Source organism: Streptomyces sp. BJ20 (genome assembly GCF_022869105.1).
Taxonomy (GTDB): domain Bacteria; phylum Actinomycetota; class Actinomycetes; order Streptomycetales; family Streptomycetaceae; genus Streptomyces; species Streptomyces griseoincarnatus.
This window is the reverse complement of the sequence record NZ_CP094918.1, coordinates 2,648,840-2,667,476: the sequence shown is the minus strand read 5'-3', so window position 1 is coordinate 2,667,476 and position 18,637 is coordinate 2,648,840. Positions and strand designations below refer to the sequence as shown.

Below are 18,637 nucleotides of genomic sequence, written 5' to 3'. Positions count from 1 at the left end.
AGACACCGAGGCCCACGGACACCGGTACTCACGTTCGGACGGTGACGGCCTTGGCGAGGTCCACCGCCCCGTCGTCCCGCGGATCGGGCAGCACGACGTAGCCCTGCCGCTGGTACAGGGCGAGGTTGCGGTGGCTGGCGACGCCCGTGGTGAGGAGGACACGGCGGCACCCCTCGGCGGCCGACTCGGCACGGCCCAGCAGCCATCGGCCCACACCGAGTCCGCGCAGGTCGGGTGCGACGGCGAGGCGCCCGATGTGCAGGTCGTCGCCGTCCCGGCGGGTGCGGACCATGCCGAGCAGCCGTCCGTCGCGCCACAGCCCCGTGACGTCCCACTCCGCCAGCCAGGCACGCACGTCGTCCAGGGTCTCGTGGAGCGCCGGGATGTCGAGGGTGTCGTTGATCAGCGCCTCCTCCAGCCAGCAGCAGCGCTGCAGCACGGTCACCTCGGCCGCGTCGTCGGGACCGAGGGGCCGGACGTAGGAACCGGGGAGCGGGCCCGTCGCGGCGTCTGCGCGTCCGCGCTCGCGCATCGGGGTGAGGGCGTGGGCGACCCGTACCAGCTCCCCCAGCAGCCCTTCGGCCGCCTCGGCGTGGCGCGGGTCGGGGGCGAACCGGTCGTCCCGCATCGCGTCGGCGATCCGTATCGCGACGGTCGAGCCCAGCGGAACCAGCCGCAGGGTGGTCACCACCTGCTTGGCGTGCTGGACCGCGCGGGTACCGGCGGAGGTGTGGCCGTAGCTGACGAAGCCGGCCGGCTTCCAGGCCCACTCCGGGCCGAGGTAGTCGAGGGCGTTCTTCAGGGTGGCCGGCATGCCGTAGTTGTACTCCGGCGTGACGAAGACGAAGCCGTCCGCCTCGGCGACGATCCGGCTCCACCGGCGGGTGTGCTCGTGCCGGTGCACGCCGGTCGACGGGTGCTCCTCCTCGTCGAGGAAGGGCAGGTCCAGGTCGCCTATGGCCACCGGCACGAGGTCCACGTCGAGCTCCTTGGCGACCGGGGCGAGGATGTCGGTCAGCCATCCGCCGACGGCGGGACCGAGCGCGCCGGGCCGGGTGCTGCACGTCAGGACCAGGATGCGGAGGCGTTTCGTTGTCATGGAAACGAAGTTAGCGGCTAGATTGATTACATGTCAATGAACAAGAGGGAAGACGAGGTCCACTGGCTCACGGACGAGGAGGAGCGCGCCTGGCGGGCCTACCGCCGCATGGTGATCGCGGTGCAGACCCGCACGGTGCAGGACCTCGCGGCCCACGGCCTGTCCGAGCCGGACTACGAGGTGCTCAGCACCTTGTCCGAACACCCCGGCGGGACCAGTACGTTGCACGAGCAGGCCGCGAAGATGGGCTGGTCACGCAGCCGCCTGTCCCGGCACGCGACCCGCATGGAGGCGCGCGACCTCATCCGCCGCGCACCCGACCCGGCGGACGGCAGAGGTTGCCTGCTGGTCCTGACCGAGACGGGCCGGGACACGCTGCGGGAGGCCGCTCCGACCCATCTCGACTCCGTACGACGGCACTTCGTCGACCGGCTCGAGCCGGAGGAGCTGGCGACCCTGGGACGCATCGCGGAGAAGATCGCCGACGAGCAGTAGAGGTCGGTCACTCATCCGGGCAGTCTGTCGTGAACGCATCAACTAAGGCATGCTGGTCGCCGTCCGTGTCCGTTGGCATCGCCGTGCGACGCGCGTCGCCGTTGGGAGACAGCCTTGAGATCGATACGCCTCGCCCTGGTCGGCCTCACAGCCCTGGTCGGCAGCCTGCTTGTGGCGACCCCCGCGCAGGCGGCGCCGTTGTTCAAGGCGCCCTTCGCCTGCGGCCAGAAGTGGACCTACAGTCACCACTCGGCCGAGGTCCGGCAGGCGCTCGACTTCGTCCGTAGCGACGGCGGCGCCACCAGCGGCGCGCCCGTGCTCGCCTCGGCGGCCGGGACCGCCACCCGGCACTACGAGGCCAACGGCGCCGGCAACTACATCGTGATCGACCACGGCAGCGGCTGGAAGACCTACTACTTCCATCTGAACGCCTTCTCCGTCGCCGGCGGCGCCCACGTCGGCCAGGGCCAGCAGATCGGCACGACCGGCAGCACCGGGAACAGCTCCGGCGCCCACATCCACTACGAACAGCTCCTCAACGGCGTCGGCCAGCGGATCACCATCAACGGAACCACCCTCCCCTACCCCGGCTCGTACGGCAGTTACCACCTCACCAGCGACAACGGCTGCGGCGCGGGCGGCCGATACTGGGTGGACACCTTCACCGACGCCACGGGCTACGCCCAACCGAACACCAACGACGCGCAGGGCGTCCTGAACGCGGGCACCAACTACGTGTACTGCAAGGTGTGGGGCCAGGAGATCCGCGGAGCGAACGGCACCTACAACCACTGGTGGCTGAAGACGGACCTCGACGTCACCTACGCGGGCAAGAACGGGCGCGGGGCGTACGTGTCGGCGTACTACTTGTCGCGGTGGGGGAACGACGAGGCGCGGGACAACGGCGGGGCGGTCATTCCGGACTGCTGATTCCCCCTCCTCGGCTCAGGACGCGGCGGGCGCCTGTCAGGCGTGGCAGCGGGTTCCGGCGTTCAGCGCGCTGTTCATCGGCGACAAGGACGCCCCGACCCACCTCAACCGCACCGTTGGCGCCGCCTACCCGGCCCGCACCGCGACCACTACGCGACGCGGTCTCGGAATGCGTCCGCCCGGATCCGCCCGGAATCCCGGAACTCCCGCGGGCAGTCGGCAGCACGGAGGAAGATGGACGGCATGACGGTTGAAGGCCCCTCCATCGACTCCACCAGGCCGAGTATCGCCCGCGTCTACGACTACCTGCTCGGCGGCAAGGACAACTACGCGGTGGACCGGGAGGTCGGCGACGTCTTCCTCCGCGACCTGCCCGGCTCGGTGGCCATCGCCTTCGCCAACCGCGCGGCCCTGACACGGGCGATCCAGCAGATCGTGACGACCACCGCCATACGGCAGTTCATCGACCTGGGCAGTGGTCTGCCGACCGCCGACAACGTCCACCAGGTCGCGCAGCGGCACGCCCCGGAGTCCCGGATCGTGTACGTCGACAACGACCCCCAGGTGCTGGTCCACGGCTGTGCGCTGCTGGAGCAGAACGACCGGACCCGGGTCGTCCGGGCCGACGTACGCGACCCCGAGGACGTCCGCACCCACCCGGCCACCCGGGAACTGATCGACTTCGATCGCCCCGTCGCCGTCGTCCTCAGCGCCATCCTCCACCACGTCAACGACGAGGAGGACCCGGCCGGGATCGTCCGCTACTGGCGCGACCACGTGCCGTCAGGCAGTCACTTCTTCGTCAGCCACTTCCGTTCCGGCGACAACCCGGAGACCGCGGAGGCGGAGCGGGTCCTCCAGCGGACCTTCGGCCGCGGGCGGTGGCGCACCGACGAGGAGATCGCCTCCCTGCTGGACGGCCTGGAGATCCTCGACCCCGGGATCGTTCCCGCGCCCCTGTGGCGTCCCGACACGACCGCCAACCGTTGGAGCGCCGACGGCGGGCAGCCGGAGCTCAGCGTCTGGCAGCACCTCATCGTCGCCGGGCTGGCCCGCAAGGCGTAGTGGCCCCCGGCGGGCGGCGATCCACGGACTGCCGGCCGAGGGCGGCACCGGCGGTCCGCTGACTCGGTCGCCCTCGCCCGACGAGGGCCGTGGCCTGCCGACGCGAGCCGGCACCCGCCCCGCACCACCGGATCATGCACATCCCAGACGTCTGCCGCGCCCGAGCGGGCGCCGACCCGAACGACTGGCGTCGGACGGCCGGCGACCGGACGCGCTACGGGGCCACCCTGGTGGACGACCTACGGGGCCACTCTGGTGGACGACGGCGCCGCGCTGCCCCGCACCACGATCCACCAAGGCGGTCGACCGACAGCCCAGTTCCCCCAGCCGCCCAAGTACGCGCGAGCAGAAGCCGGTGCGGACGCGTCTCCGTCGTCGTGACGGCCGTCGTGCGCGGGCTCACCGAGAGGGACGAGGTGTCACCCGAAAGCGTCACCCTGTGCCATGTCCCCTCCCCTTCACCTCTGTGCCGCATAGCGTGGGCCCCCGCCCTGACTCCGCTCCGCACACCAGGGAGCGGCAGTGGTACGCAGGTCACGGGAGACGGAGGAAGAACGGAATGACACAGGCCGCCACAGGGAGCGAGCCGGACGGACGGGTGCCGGGGCGCCGGTGGACCGTGCGCCTGGACCCGGTCGGCCGAGGCAGCGCGGAGGTGCGCGTCTCGTGCAGCCGACCCGCCTGTGCCGAGCGGCGTCTGCCCTCCGCGGCTGCAGGCCGTACGGCCGCGGTCGCCCACCTGACGGCGCACCTGCGCGCCACCCCCGCCCCCCGAGCCGACACCTACTGCGCCTGCCGGGCCGACGGCTGCCGCGCCCACCTCCCCGACACCGGCAGGCATGCGCGCACCGAACAACCCTGGCGGTGCGGCGGACCAGTCGTCCTGGCCGTGATCACCGACCGGGCAGGACGCTGGTGGCAGGCCCTGGAGTGCTGTTCACGGTGTGCCGCCGCCACTCCAGGTGCCCGGACCGCGGCCGCCTCCCCTCCGTCCGCACCTCGGACCGCCGGCCGCCCGGCCCCCGCGGTGGCGGGCCCCGGCGCGGGCACCCCACAGTTCTCCGACCAGCAGGTCACCACCCGGACGGGAGGTCCGGCGCACCTCCCCGTACCCGCGCCCCGCCCCCGACCCGCGCGGCGCCGCCCGCCGGAGGCAAGGGTCGGCCGACGTGTCGTTCCGCGCGACCTGCGGCCTGTGTCCCTGCGGGACGAACTCACCGAACTCGGTGACCTCTTCCGCGCCTACCAGAAGCGCCCGGAACCCGACCTGGCGCTGCTGGCCGATCTCCAGGAACGCAAGGCCCGCGCCTTCCTCACCTGGTCCGAGGTCAGTTGCGACGTCGCCCTGCGGCTGGAGGCCCAGCGTGCCGAGCAGGCCGCCGCCGTCATCCGACGCCAGCACCAGCACCGCACCGGCTGCGTCCCGGACGGCGAGGAACCGGGCGTGGCGCGCCTGCTGACCGGGCCGGCGCAGTGGGAGTACGCGCGCTCCGTCCTCGCGTACGTGGCCGGCCACACACCGCTGCCCGGAGCGGAGGCGCGGCTGCTGGTGCTGATGCTGACCCTGCGCACCGCGCACACCGGCACCGGCAACCTCGTCGGCCAGGATGTCCAGGCACTGGGTCTGACCGACCCGGAGGACCTGGTCCAGCAGCTGACCGGCTGCGGCTGGCTGTCCCTCCCCGGCACCGTCGGCGACCTGCTCGCCTCCCGGCCGGAGAACCCCACCCCGATCACCGTCCCCTCCCTGGTACCCGGCAAGGACGGGACGGGCCCGTTCACGTTCGGCAGGAAGACACGGCCCAAGCTTTCCGGCTGGGCTCAGAGAGCCGTCTCGGACAAGAAGCTCCGCAAGGCCAAGGCGCCCGCCGACGCTCGGCTGCTCGCCGTGACGCTGGCCACGTGGACGGACGACGTGGGGCGCCTCGGACCCGGCGGCCGGGGCGTCACCCTGGATGATCTCATCACCCGGGTCCCGGTCGGCGCCGACGAACTGCGGGACCTGGTCGACCGGCTGACCGCCGCGGACTGGCTCACCGACGCCGCCCTCACCGACACCCACCTCACCGGCCGGCTGACCGAACGTGTCCTCCCCCTCACCTGCCCCCTGGCGGACTGAGCTCCCGCCCGGCATCGTCCGCGACCGAGCCCGTGGGTGGCACGGCCGTTGGCCCGTCCACGGATTCGCCACCACTCCACAGCGGTGGTTCGGGCATTCTCCCCGTCGACGAGCTCGGTGGACGCCGCGCTGACAATGGTGCGTCGCTCGGAGCAGCGGGCGAGAAGCTGCTTCGGCAGTCGACGCTTCCCGGCAGGCCGGCAGCCCGCCCCGCTCGTCCTCAGCCGACCTCCCGTACACGTGCGGTGGTCCGCTCGGCGAGTTCGCGCGCGGTCGGTCACACCACGGAAAGTAGCACCGCCCACTGACCGCGGACCCGCGGCCCCCGCGCCCCCGCAGCAGGAGGCTGTGCGGGCGGGGAGGCGCGGGCACGGTCGGCGGTTCGGGCTTCGCCCCGGCGGTGGGCCGTCCCTGCTCGCCGAATCAGTTCCTGATGTCGACTGGCGTGCCGACCGTGCCGGTTGACGCATGGAAGCAGGGCGGACCGGGTGGCGCGCGATGTCTCGAAGACCTGACGACTCACAAGTCGCGTACAGGCTCGTTGTGTTCAGACTATTGACACGTGTATTACACCGGCTTTACGTTCCGGCCATCTGAGAGCGCTCTCAGAGACTCCCCCAGTCACAACTTGAGGTGACTCATGCCATCCCCACGCACCAGACCGGCAACCGTTCTGCTGCTGGCGTCGGCCCTCGCCGTCGTCGGCCTGGGCCCGGCGGCCACGCCCGCGGCGGCCGCCACCGTCCCCGTCGGCGCGGGCAGTTACTCCGACACCCGGCCGGCCGGAACCTCCGGCCCCACGACCAACACGGGCACGCCGGTCACACCCAAGGTGACCGCCGCCGCCCGGAACCGCCCCGTGCCCACCAACGACTGGTGGTCCTCCCTCGCCTTCCAGCGCTACGGCGACAACCCGTACTCGACCCCCATGTACGGGCACCCCCTCACCTACCAGGCCACCGCCGGTGGACTCGACGTCGGGTACCCGACGACCCCCGTGATCACCGGTGACGGCCGCCAGTACGAGTTCGCCCACAAGCGCGATCTCACCATCGGACTGACCGGCCTCAACTCCCCCGACACCAAGGCCGACCACTGGTCCGACTGGACCGTCACCCCCTACTGGTCCGACGGAACCCGGACCCTGCGCACCACCATCGGACACGGCTCGCCGTTCGTATACGCCAAGGGCTCCGGCGGCAACGCCCAGATCACCACCGCGGGCGCGCCCACCGTCTTCGCCGACCAGGGCAACGTCCTCGGCATCACCGTCGCCGGACATCACTACGCGCTCTTCGCCCCGACCGGCAGCGACTGGAACGTGTCCGGTTCCACGGTCACGGCGGGACTCGGAGGCAAGGACTACTTCTCCGTCGCCGTGCTGCCGTCCACGGGCGCGCTGGCGACGTTCAAGAAGTACGCCTACAGCTTCGTCACCGACTCCAAGGTGACCTGGAACTACAGCGGCGGCACCGTCCGGGCGACGTACACGCTCACCACCGAGGCCAAGGAGGGCAGCGAGCGCGGCACGCTCCAGGCCCTCTACCGCCACCAGTGGCTGCACACCACGGACGCGCTGACCTCGTACACGTACGTCTCGCCGCGCGGCACCATGAAGGTGCGCGAGTCGACGTCCTTCACGACCACCCAGAAGGCGGCGGCGGTCCTGCCCGCGCTGCCCAAGTCGGGCGGCGTGGACACGGCCCGGCTGCGGGGTTACCTGAACGACGTGGTGAACGCCTCCGACCCCTTCTCCGGCGCGGTCGACACCTACTGGACCGGCAAGGCGCTCGGCCGCCTCGCCCAACTGGTGCCCGTGGCCGACCAGATCGGCGAGACCGGCATCCGCGACCGGATGCTGAACCTGATGAAGGGCAGGCTGCAGGACTGGTTCACGGCGGGCGGCGCGAACGAGTTCAGCTACGACCAGGCCTGGAAGACGCTCACCGGTTACCCCGCCTCGTACGGCAGCGACACCGAGCTGAACGACCACCACTTCCACTACGGCTACTACGTCTACGCGGCGGCGATCATCGCGCAGTACGACCCGTCGTGGGCCGCGGACTCGGCATGGGGCGGCATGGTCAAGACGCTCGTGCGGGACACCGCCAACCCGAGCCGTACCGACTCCGCGTTCCCGTTCCTGCGCGGCTTCGACGTCTACGCCGGCCATGGCTGGGCCTCCGGCCACCAGGGCTTCGCCGCCGGCAACAACCAGGAGTCGTCGTCCGAGTCGACCAACCTCAGCGCGGCTCTCGTCCTGTGGGGCTCCGCGACCGGTGACACCTCGCTGCGCGACCTGGGCGCCTTCCTGCTGACCACGGAGTCGGAGTCGATCGCCCAGTACTGGTTCGACGCGGACGAGCAGGTCTTCCCGTCCTCCTTCGGCCACGACACGGCCGGCATGGTGTGGGGCAGCGGCGCCGCCTACTCCACGTGGTGGACCGCGAACCCCGAGGAGATCCACGGCATCAACGTCCTGCCGGTGACCGGCGGTTCGCTGCACCTCGGCGGTGAGAAGGCGGCGATCCGGCGCAACATCGCCGAGATGGAACGGGAGAACGGCGGCCCGGCCGTCGAATGGCGCGACCTGCTCTGGGAGTTCGAGTCGTTCGCCGACCCGGCATCGGCGAAGGCCAAGTGGGACGCGAGCAACGGCAACTACACCCCGGAGGAGGGCGAGTCGAAGGCGCACACCTACCACTGGATCAACACGCTGGCCGCGGTCGGCGCCCCGGACGCCACGGTGACGGGTGACATCCCGACCTCGGCGGTGTTCACCAAGGGCACGACCCGGACGTACGTGGCCCACAACCACGGCTCCTCGGCCCGCACGGTGACCTTCTCCGACGGCAAGACGCTGTCGGTGCCGGCCCGTTCCACGGCGACGAGCACGGGCAGCGGCTCCACGGACCCGGATCCCGACCCGGATCCCGAGCCGCCGACCGGCAACACCTTCCAGCTGCGCGCGGGCGGCGTCCTCACGACGGCGACCGGCGGCACGGCGGGCAGCGACACGATCCCGTCGGCGAACGGCGCCAACCACGACGGCACCCCGTACCAGCCCCTCGTCTACGAGGTGCGCGGCGTCAACGGCACCCTGACCTCTGGCGGCCAGACCTCCTTCCGCCTCCAGGTCGACGCGGGCACCGCGGTCGGCCTCGGCCAGCAGGCGCGGGTGAGCTACGACTTCACGGGCGACGGCACGTTCGACCGGACGGAGACGTACCACTACTTCGCGACCGACCCGGTGACCGGCTGGGAGGAGTACACCCAGGCCCGCGGCCTCAAGTCCGCCACGGGCTCCCTGAGCAACCTCAGGGGCGGCACGGTGCGCCTGGAGGTGTGGAGCGCCATCGGCAACGGGGCGTCGAAGCTGCAGACGGGGACGGACAAGTCCGTGGTGGTGATTCCTTACAGCTGAGGTGCTGTGAGCTGTGGGTGGGGCCGGCCCTGTAAGGGTCGGCCCCACTGTGATGGGAGCAGGGTCACGTCACGGCGCACGCCGTAGCTCCCCCGTCCCGGTGCAGGAAGCATGGATCTGCTCCGGCGGACATCGGCCGGAAGGCGGCGCCCTTCCTGAAGATGCGCTTCGACAACCCCCGCACGGGCGGCGGGAGCACCGGCCCAGGGCGGGCGGACCAGGGGTGGGTTCTGGTCGGTGGTGGGGAGGAGCGGCGAGCGCTGGGCCTGGATGGCCAGTTGTCCTTCGCCGACACCACAGTGCGTCTGGCGCAGTGAGGGCTGCGGACGCGGGACACCCGGAGGAGCTTTCCTCGCACTGTTGTGCTGTGTAAGTTCACGTGTGCATACGGGTTTTGGCGATGTGCGCGTGACGGGGGTTGCGGGATGGCGGGTCATCGGCCGAGTGATTGGCATGTTCTCGACCTGGACAAGGACCCGACGCCCGGTGACCCGGAGCGGGTGCGCAAGCTGGCGAGGTTCCTGCACGACTTCGCCGACGACGTCTCCGAGGCGTTGCGTCTGGTGAAGGGGATGGCCGGTGAGGGGACGCTGGCGGAGTGGGCGGGGAAGTCGGCGAAGGTGTTCAAGGAGGAGTTCTCCGGCGTTCCGAAGAATCTGAGGAAGCTGGAGAAGTCGTACGCGATGTGCGGGGACGCGCTCGCGGACTACTGGCCGAAGCTGGAGCGGGCGCAGGCGCTGGCGGACAAGGCTTTGGCGAAGGCGCGTGAGGCGCAGGCAGATCTGACGTCGGCGAAGTCGAAGCTGGCGTCGGCGGAGTCGTGGGTGGGGCGGGCGACGAAGGAGGCCGACAAGTACAAGGACGACCCGACGGGGTCGAAGTCGGACGCGGACAAGCCCGACGAGGCGAAGGTGCGGGCCGCGACCCGGGACGTGCAGAGCGCCAAGAGCGCGCACACGAAGGCGCAGTCGGACGTGACGTCCGCGCAGAGCGCGCTGGACGCGGCGAAGAAGATGGCCGCGGACGCGCGGAAGATGCGCGAGGAGGCGGCGCGGGACGCGAAGTCGAAGATCGACGAGGCCTCCGACGCGGGGATCCAGAACCGGTCGTGGTGGGAGGAGATCGGCGACTGGTTCACCGACAACTGGGACACCATCGTCGCCGCCTGCAAGATCGTCGTCGCGGTCGTCGGCATCGTCGCGATGATCATCGGCGGGCCCATCCTCGGCGCGATCGTCCTCATCGCGGCACTCGTCGTCCTCGCCGACACGCTCTACAAGTATTCAAAGGGGCAAGCGTCCCTGTGGGACGTCGGACTGGCCGCGCTGGACTGCATACCCGGCATGAAGGGCCTGACCACCCTCGGCGGACTCGCCAAGGGCCTCAAAACCGCTGGTGCAGCGGGGCTCAAGGGCATGACCCGGGCCTTGGGGCGGGGTCTGCGCAAGGGCGGTGACGACGCGATCGCCAAGAGCAAGCCGGCCAAGGGACGGTGCAAGAACGGCGACCCGATCGACATGGTCTCCGGCGAGATGCTCATCGAGCAGACCGACGTGGGCCTGCCAGGCGTCCTGCCCGTGATCCTTCGCCGGACCCATCTCTCCACGTACCACTGGGGCAACTGGTTCGGCGAAACGTGGGCCTCCACCTTCGACGAACGCCTGGAGCTCGACGACGACGGCGTTCTCTTCGCCACCGAGGACGGCATGATCCTCTGCTACCCGGTTCCCGGGACGGACCGTCCTGTCTTCCCGGTGGCCGGACCTCGCTGGCCTCTGGTCTGGGACGACACCCGGGAGGGGGCGCTGCGGGTCACTGATCCTCGCACGGGTGTGTCACGGCATTTCGCCCCGGTGCCGCAGGACAGCCGGCGGACGGCCGCCTTCACCATGCCGCTGGCGACGATATCCGATCGCAACGGCAACCGCGTCGACTTCGACCGAGCAGCCGACGGGACCCCTCTCGCGGTACGTCACTCCGGGGGGTACCACGTCGACGTCGACACCGCGGGGAACCGCATCGTCGGTCTGCGGCTGCGCGACCCGCACGCCGGCCCCGAGGGCGCGGTCATCCTGCGGTACGTCTATGACGAGGCCGGGGACCTCACCGAACTGCACGACTCGACCGGATCGCCCTACAGGTTCCGGTACGACCTGGCCGGCCGGATCGAGTCATGGACCGATCGCATCGGCTCCTGGTTCCGCTTCACCTACGACGACCGTGACCGGGTCGTCCGGGGCGACGGGGTGGACGGAATCCTCTCCTGTGTCATCGACTACGACGAAGAGAACCACTGCACGCGCTACACCGACTCCCTCGGCCGCACCACGACGTACCGGCACAACGCTCGGATGCAACTCGTCTCCACTACCGACGCGTTGGGCCAGACGACCCGCAACCGGTGGGACGACGAGGACCGGCTCGTGGAGCGGTCGGACGCGCTGGCGAACACTTACCGCTACAGCTACGACGAGGCCGGCAATCTGACGCGTGTCGTACGCCCGGACGGGTCGGCCCTGTCCGCCACCTACAACGACCTGCACCTGCCGGTCACCGTCACGGAGTCGGACGGTGTCGTGTGGCACCACTCCTACGACGAACGGGGCAATCGGATCGCCACCCGCGACCCCCTGGGCTCGGAGACCAGCTACACCTACGACAGCGTCGGGTTCCTCACCGGTGTGACGGACGCCCTGGGCCATCGCCGGACCGCCGTGGGGAGCGCCGTCGGGCTGCCGGTCGAGCTGACCGACGCGCTCGGCGGTGTCACCACCGTCGAACACGACGCCTTCGGCCGTACCGTCTCGGTGACCGAACCGCTCGGCCGTACCACCAGGATCGGATGGACCCCTGAGGGCCGGTTGTCGTGGCGCCGGTCCGGGGACGGGCCCGCCGAGCGGTTCGAGTGGGACGCCGCGGGCAACCTCGTGCGGTACTCCGACCAGGCGGGCCATGTCAGCGAGTACACCCCTACGCACTTCCACCTGGCGGCCGCCAGGGTCCGGGCCGACGGCGCGCGGTACACCTTCGACTACGACACCGAGCTCAACCTCGTCAGGGTGACGAATCCCGAGGGCGCATGCTGGACCTACACGTACGACGAGGCCAACCGGGTGGTCGCCGAGACCGACTTCAACGGCCGCACCGTCACCTATGACGTCGACGCGGCCGGTGGTCTGCGGGCGCTGACCAACGGAGCCGGTCAGGTCGTCGGGTTCGGACGGGACGCCCTGGGACGGACCACGTCGGTGCACCACGACGGGCACACCACCGAGCTCCGGTACGACACGATGGGCAATCTGGTCGAGCAGGTGAGCCCGGACGTGCGGGTGGAGAGCAGCTACGACGTCATGGGGCGGCTGCTGGCCGAAGCCGTCAACGGGCACGTCACGACCTACCGCTACGACGCGCTCGGCCGACGCGTCGAGAGGCGGACCCCCAGCGGCGTGGTCTCCACATGGTCCTACGACGCGGCCGGGCGGCCCGAGGGGCTGGAGGCCGCGGGCCACCGGATGGACTTCCGGTTCGACGCCGGCGGACGGGAGACGGCCCGAACCCTGCCGCACGGCGTCACCCTCGGACAGGCCTGGGACGACGCCGACCGGCTCACGGCACAAACACTGTCCCGAGATCCGCACGACGCCGAGGCGGCACTGCTCCAGCACCGCACCTACTCCTACCGGCCTGACGGCCACCTCCTCGAGCTGGCGGAACTGACCACCGGCACACGACGTTTCGACCTGGACCTCGCAGGCCGGGTCACCGCCGTCCACGCACGGGACTGGACCGAGGCATACGCCTACGACGGGCTCGGCAACGTGAGTGCGGCCACAGCACCGACCATTCCTCCGGAGGACGCACGACGGGAGTTCACAGGGACCCTGCTGCACCGGTGCGGCAGGACCCGCTACCAGCGCGACGGGGAGGGACGGATCGTCCGCACCGTGCGCCGTCTGCTCAGCGGCCAGAAGCGTGTGCGCACCTTCCACTGGGACAGCCAGAACAGACTGGTGGAGACCGTCACCCCGGACGGCAGCCGGTGGCGCTACTCCTACGATCCGTCCGGCCGCCGGGTGGCCAAGCGACGTCACACGGACGACGGGACGGTCGCGGAGGAGGTCCTCTTCGTCTGGGACGGTTCACGCATCGCCGAGCAGATCACGTCGGACGGGAAGAGCACCACGTGGGACTACGCACCCGGTTCCCATCTGCCGTTGACGCAGGTCGAGGGGCGGGCGGGTGATCCGGGAGCCGCAACCCGCTTCCACGCGGTGGTCACGGACCTGTCGGGCGCACCGGCCGAACTCATAGCCGAGGACGGCGAACTGGCGTGGCAGCGGCGCACCACCCTGTGGGGTTCGATGCTGCCCGCCGGGACGACACCGACCGCGGAGTCGGGAACCGAGTGTCCCCTGCGCTTCCCCGGCCAGTACGCCGACGCGGAGACCGGCTGGCACTACAACCACCACCGCTACTACGACCCCGAGACCGGCCACTACGCGACCCCTGACCCGTTCGGCCTCTTCCCCGCGCCCAACGACACCGCCTATGTGCCGAACCCGTACCGCTGGATCGACCCACTGGGGCTTTACCGCGATACGGGCAACGGCAGGTACGCGAGGGATCCCGACGCTCCCGAGACGAAGCACAACCGGAAGAGCGAATACCCATCGAGCTACAGGGAGTCGACTCACGACGAGATGACGAAGAACTGGACCCTGGAGGGAGCACACCAGGGCCAGCGGCCTCTCGACAAGCACGGCAACAAGATCCCGAGGGACCAACTGACGTGGTTCGACTCAGGCGGTGACATCATCTGGGATCCGAAGAACCCCGGCTCCAGGCCCTTCCACGAGACGGTGACGTATGAGCACAAGGAGGCGGTCGTGGACCACTGGAACCGTGAAGGGCGAAACACCGACCGGGCCGCCCGCAACGATTTCTACAACGACCCGGCCAACATGGAAGCCATGGACAAGGCCAAGAACTCGAGCGGGGGCGCGATGATGGAGGCGCGGTACAGCCAGGAGACCGGGCCGAACTACTCCTGCTCCTGACACGTCCGGGCCGCCCCGGTCCCGTCGATCACGTCACCTCGGAAGGAACCATGGACCTCCAGACCACCCTCGCCGGTTTCCCCAACGCCACCCCGCTCGACGGTCTCGACCAGGCCTGGAAGTGGAGCCTGGGCCCGGTGCTCCACTTCGCGGGCGTTCTGAGCGAGGACGGCACGCGTCTGCTGCAGACCAACCAGCGCGGCAGGCACGACGATGAGCTGGCACGGGCCGTGCTGGCCTTCGCCTGGGAGCACGAGCAGGCTCTCATCGGGACCGACCGGCCCATCGCAGCCGTTCCGGGTTTCTCGGCGGACGGGTACGTCTTCGACGCGGTGGCCGCCACGGCTCCCGAGGTGCACGGCCACCACAGGGCGCAGAACCCCGACCTCACCGCTGTCACGTACATCGTGTTCCCCGCCTTCGCGACGGAGGTGTCCGGGCGGGAGTCCTTGGAGGAGGCACAGGCCCGCTACCAGAAGATGCTGAGCCCCGCCGAGATCGGCCGGGAAGCGGTGCCCTTCCTGAAGATGAGCTTCGACAACCCTCGCACGGGCGGCGGCAGCACCAACCCCGGACGAGCGCTGACCTACCCCCGGATGCTGCGCCAGGAGATCCCTCAGCTGGAGGGAGCTCCCGGCGGATTCGTCGAGTGGGAGAACCGGACCGGCGAGGTGTGGCGGGTCGCCTGGGAGGGCGAATGGGTGCTGTCCGGAGCGGAAGGCGAGCGGCGGGGCATGAGCCTCGACGACGTGTTGGACGTCGCCGACCGCACGCTGCTGCTCAGTTGACCATGGCTGGTCGGACGTCACGCAGCCGCTCGTCCTCTCCCCGCTGCAGCACCCGACGGTTCACCTGAGCCGGCAATGGCGGCTCCGCGTCCCCTTCGTAGCCGAGGTGGAGTTCCCGCCGCGCCCGAGTGGCCATGACGTAGGAGGACATCCGCAGTGCGGCGGAGGTCGGATCGGTCGCCGCGTCCTCGTGGGTGTCGGGGACGACGACCGTGTCGAACGCCAACCCCTTGGCGCTGCGGCGGTGCCCGATCACGATGCCGGGACGGCCGAGGTCGAGTTTGCGGTACGTGCCGCCTTTCGACTGCGACGTGTACAGCTGGGGCTTGAGGCGCGGCGCCCGGTTGTGGATGCTGCCGAGCAGGGAGAACTGGGTGTGCGTGGAGGCGGCGATCACCCCGATGCTCTTCTCGGGCCGGGTCTCGGCCAGCAGGATCAGCAGGTCGGCGGCGCCCCGTTCGTGGAAGCGGTGCAGGCGCGGCGGCGGTCCCTGGCGGCCGGGCAGGGCGGGTGTGCCGGCGCCGGTGTGGAAGTGCGCGGCGAAGGCCGCGATCTGTTCGGTGTTGCGGTGGTTGCCGGGCAGGGCGGGTGTGCCGGCGCCGGTGTGGATGTGCGCAGCGAAGGCCGCGATCTGTTCGGTGTTGCGGTGGTTGCCGGCCAGGTCGCGGCGGGTGCACCGGCCCAGGTTCCGGGCGATCTCGTCGAGGGTGGAGTTGGTGTCGGTGAGCGCTGGCACTCGTCCGCGAAGACACTCGTGCGGGCCCCCGGCATGCGCGCGAGCAGGTAGAACTCCGGGGGGAGGTCCTGGCCCTCGTCGACGACCAGGGTCGGACCGGTGGCCGACGTGGGGTCGGCGGCCACCGGTCGAAGAGGGCTCCCCAGTCGTACCAGCCGTCGTCGCTGCCGGGCGGCGTGGCTCCGTACCACTCGGCGAGCCAGCGGTGGGCGGTCATGAAGCGGACCGAGCGGTCCGCGGGGCCCCGTGCGTGCACCGCGGGCGGCGAGCGACTGGCGCAGCAGGTTCGAGTAGGTCAGCAGGACCACCGGTGTTCCGGTGAGGGCGAGCATGACGGCCCGTTGGGCGGCCAGGACGCTCTTGCCGCTGCCCGGCGGTCCGCTGACCAGGTGGTTGCCGTCGAAGGGCAGGTCGTCGAGGCCGGCCCGCTGGTCGGGGGCGAGGTCAGGAACTGGCGGGAGGACAGCCAGGTGCAGGAGCGGTCTGGACGGCGTAGGACGACAGACCGCCCCGCCCCGACGACGAACATGAAAGGTGACCCGATGACCGAAACGCCGGAGACGAGCCCGGCGGTGTACCGGCTTCTGCCGAAGCTGGCACAGTACCAGCAGCTCACCCCGGACGGAGGGGACCTTCGCCGACTCAAGCGCTGGCAGCGTCTGGGCGCGGAGGAGGACCGGCCCGTCCGGTTCCGGACCAAGTGGGGCGGAGAGCGGAACTGGTCCAAGGGCGATTTTCCCTCGGGTTATCCCGGAGCTCCGATCCTGAGCCGGCGCCTCGTCGACCGGTTCGGAGCCGACGCGCTGCGGACGGCAGGCACCCTGATGCCTGTCGAGATCGAAGACGCGACTACGGACGAGTTCTACCTGCTCCTGATCGACCAAGTGATCGACTGCCTGGACCTACGGAGATCCTCGAGACCGAAGAAGCTGAACGGGGAGGTCACCAAGGCGGTGTACCGAGCGGACGCCCTCCCTTCGCACCTCCCGGCATTCCGCCTGCCGCAGTTCCCTGGGGCCGTGCAGTGGAACGGCTGGGCAGCCGAACGACTGGTCGAACTCGCAAGCGACCAGATCGAAGCACGCCTGTGCTGGTCCGGCGATCCGACGGCGGTCCCGCACCCCGACCCGTGGGGCTTCTGGTCGGGGTACGCCCACCCTGGTGCGCTCGTCAGCGCACCGCCGCCCTCCGGGCCCGCAGCTCCGTCCGGTAGTGCATGCCGAGGAAGAGCAGTACCGCGGTCAGGGCCAGTGCGGCCCACGTCCAGTTCAGCCAAACCAGGTCGGGATCGCTGACGTACACGCTTCCGTCCTCCCGTACGCAGTCGAAGCGGAGGGGGAGATAGGAGGCTCGGTGGTGGGTCAGACCCTCGATCGTCTCCGGGTCGAAGCCCATGCGGCAGGCCGGGGCCGGTACCGAGTCGGCGCCGACACCGACCTCCGCCTCCGACCACGCGACACCGGCCAGGCCCAGGGCATACACAGTGCCTGCGGCCCAGCCGAGGGTTGCCGCCGACCGGCGCAGCAGGTGGTCGGGCCAAGGCTGAGGCCGGCCGGGGAGCCCCATCGCGGCCGCCCGCGCCGCGGAGATGAGTGCCGCGACGGCACAGACCAGGAACAGAGCAAGTCCCAACAGCGCCAGCAACGGTTTCGTCGCCTCCCCTCCGGACGGGGCGAGACCGTCGTACGCGCCGTCACGCCGACTCTAGTCGCGCGGGACGTCCCTCACGTACACGACCCCGTCGATGCGTGGCAGGTGGGACGGGTCCAGGGGGGCGTAGCCGAAGTACGGGGACACTCGTGGGACGGCGGGCATGTCCCCTGCCACTGCGTCGAGTTGAGCGGCGTCGATCACACACTGCGGTTCGGGCAGCGCGTGCAGGATGCCCTCCACCGTGTCCTGCGGCGGGACGTCCACGCCCTGGTGCTTCATCGTGCCGAGGGCGGTCGCCAGGTGAGCGTACTGGTCGCCCAGCCTCATGCTCACCAACGCCCCGGCGCTCCACCACTCCACCTTCGGGTGGCCCCACATGCTCATCGCGCTCTGGTCCCGCTGCAGGTGACTGTTGTGGGCGTGGACCAGCACCGGGCCGCGTGCCGCGAGGGCGAGGAGGTTGCCGGCCATCATCTCGTCCCGTGTGGCGAGCAGGCGGGCCATGCGGGACGGTGACGTGTCCGCCATCCAGGAGTGGTAGCGCAGCAGGCCGACGGCGGTGCGGCCGTACAGGTGCGCTCGGTCGCGATCGTTCGGTGAGGACACCGCTGCGAGGTGCGGTGCCTGCGTCTCCAGCAGGGTGACCATGTCGTCCGCGACCAGGCGCAATTCGCGTGTTTCCGCCGTGCGGCCGATGGACTGGGACGGGTCCGTCATGGCCGCCTGGTTGGTCCATGGTGCGTCGGTGCCGAGCAGCTCGCCGAGTCTGTCCGCCGTGCAGGGCAGCAGTGCCGAGTCGACGTGGGCCGTCAGGTAGTCGTGCAGCGCGGTAAGAGCCTGGCGCGGGCTTTCGGCGCCTGCGATCTCCAGCGGGCCGTCGATGCCGGCGAACCGGACGTGGTCGTCCGCGGGACGGTCCGCGTTGAAGTCCCGCATCCAGCGAACCAGTTCACGGTTCGCTTGCGAGCCGCCCCAGTCGTGACTGAAGCCGCGCTCCGTCACGTCGTCGAGTGACCCCTCACCCGAGGTGACGTACGCGTTCACGGTCAGTGCCCTCAGGCAGTCGCTCTCCAGAGCGATCGTCCGATAGCCCTGCTCTTCCACCAACTGCCGGAAGAGACGGTTACGCAGGTCGAGGAGAGCGTCCTCGCCGTGCGTGGGCTCGCCCAGGGCGAGCACGCGGGGGCGGGCCGGAAGCAGTTCCATGATCGCCGACGCTTCGACGGGGCGGGCGAAGTCCTTGATGCCGGTTTCCATACCGTCAACGGTAT

11 protein-coding genes are annotated in these 18,637 nt (G+C 70.4%); 7 read left to right on the top strand and 4 right to left on the bottom strand.

The window, feature by feature from the left end:
- Positions 1-28: 28 nt before the first annotated feature.
- The gene (locus tag MTR79_RS12120) at positions 29-1,099 is read right to left on the bottom strand and encodes a bifunctional NAD(P)H-dependent oxidoreductase/GNAT family N-acetyltransferase (RefSeq protein ID WP_086704538.1); all 1,071 of its coding nucleotides are present in this window, start codon (positions 1,097-1,099) and stop codon (positions 29-31) included.
- A 30-nt stretch (positions 1,100-1,129) separates the two neighbouring features.
- Between MTR79_RS12120 and MTR79_RS12115 the strand changes: the two genes are divergently transcribed.
- The 7 genes from MTR79_RS12115 to MTR79_RS12085 all read left to right on the top strand — a co-directional run bounded on the left by MTR79_RS12115 (position 1,130) and on the right by MTR79_RS12085 (position 14,977).
- On the top strand, positions 1,130-1,594 hold the full coding sequence (locus MTR79_RS12115; protein WP_244790118.1) for a MarR family transcriptional regulator: 465 nt from the start codon (positions 1,130-1,132) through the stop codon (positions 1,592-1,594).
- Positions 1,595-1,708: 114 nt separating this feature from the next.
- Positions 1,709-2,524, top strand: a complete 816-nt coding sequence (locus tag MTR79_RS12110) for a M23 family metallopeptidase (protein WP_107500494.1) — start codon at positions 1,709-1,711, stop codon at positions 2,522-2,524.
- A 234-nt stretch (positions 2,525-2,758) separates the two neighbouring features.
- Positions 2,759-3,589 (top strand): SAM-dependent methyltransferase, encoded by an 831-nt coding sequence (locus tag MTR79_RS12105; protein ID WP_244790116.1) that lies wholly within the window; start codon positions 2,759-2,761, stop codon positions 3,587-3,589.
- Positions 3,590-4,784: 1,195 nt separating this feature from the next.
- The gene (locus MTR79_RS33700) at positions 4,785-5,708 is read left to right on the top strand and encodes a hypothetical protein (protein WP_348538694.1); all 924 of its coding nucleotides are present in this window, start codon (positions 4,785-4,787) and stop codon (positions 5,706-5,708) included.
- Positions 5,709-6,348: 640 nt separating this feature from the next.
- Entirely contained in the window at positions 6,349-9,132 is a 2,784-nt protein-coding gene (locus MTR79_RS12095; RefSeq protein WP_244790114.1) for a glycosyl hydrolase, read from the top strand.
- Between the two features lie 425 nt (positions 9,133-9,557).
- Entirely contained in the window at positions 9,558-14,189 is a 4,632-nt protein-coding gene (locus tag MTR79_RS12090; protein WP_244790112.1) for an RHS repeat-associated core domain-containing protein, read from the top strand.
- A gap of 50 nt (positions 14,190-14,239) precedes the next feature.
- Positions 14,240-14,977: a hypothetical protein gene (locus tag MTR79_RS12085; RefSeq protein WP_244790110.1), complete on the top strand. Its 738-nt coding sequence runs from the start codon at positions 14,240-14,242 to the stop codon at positions 14,975-14,977.
- Here the strand turns inward: MTR79_RS12085 and MTR79_RS12080 are convergent.
- From MTR79_RS12080 to MTR79_RS12070, 3 genes are all read right to left on the bottom strand, one after another.
- Complete coding sequence (locus MTR79_RS12080; RefSeq protein ID WP_244790108.1) at positions 14,970-15,713, bottom strand: ATP-binding domain-containing protein; 744 nt, start codon at positions 15,711-15,713, stop codon at positions 14,970-14,972. The genes MTR79_RS12085 and MTR79_RS12080 overlap by 8 nt on opposite strands.
- A gap of 1,170 nt (positions 15,714-16,883) precedes the next feature.
- Positions 16,884-17,345 carry a hypothetical protein gene (locus MTR79_RS12075; RefSeq protein WP_348538693.1) on the bottom strand — a complete coding sequence of 154 codons (462 nt, stop codon included), beginning with the start codon at positions 17,343-17,345 and terminating at the stop codon, positions 16,884-16,886.
- A gap of 72 nt (positions 17,346-17,417) precedes the next feature.
- Positions 17,418-18,623, bottom strand: coding sequence for an erythromycin esterase family protein (locus tag MTR79_RS12070; RefSeq protein ID WP_244790104.1), 1,206 nt, complete (start codon positions 18,621-18,623; stop codon positions 17,418-17,420).
- Positions 18,624-18,637: the final 14 nt, after the last annotated feature.

Excerpts from the sequence above, each read along its gene's own strand:
- MTR79_RS12085 (WP_244790110.1), top strand. The coding sequence starts at position 14,240 with ATGGACCTCCAGACCACCCTCGCCGGTTTCCCCAACGCCACCCCGCTC.
- MTR79_RS12095 (WP_244790114.1), top strand. The coding sequence starts at position 6,349 with ATGCCATCCCCACGCACCAGACCGGCAACCGTTCTGCTGCTGGCGTCG.
- MTR79_RS12120 (WP_086704538.1), bottom strand. The coding sequence starts at position 1,099 with ATGACAACGAAACGCCTCCGCATCCTGGTCCTGACGTGCAGCACCCGG.
- MTR79_RS12115 (WP_244790118.1), top strand. The coding sequence starts at position 1,130 with ATGTCAATGAACAAGAGGGAAGACGAGGTCCACTGGCTCACGGACGAG.
- MTR79_RS12090 (WP_244790112.1), top strand. The coding sequence starts at position 9,558 with ATGGCGGGTCATCGGCCGAGTGATTGGCATGTTCTCGACCTGGACAAG.
- MTR79_RS12105 (WP_244790116.1), top strand. The coding sequence starts at position 2,759 with ATGGACGGCATGACGGTTGAAGGCCCCTCCATCGACTCCACCAGGCCG.
- MTR79_RS12070 (WP_244790104.1), bottom strand. The coding sequence starts at position 18,623 with ATGGAAACCGGCATCAAGGACTTCGCCCGCCCCGTCGAAGCGTCGGCG.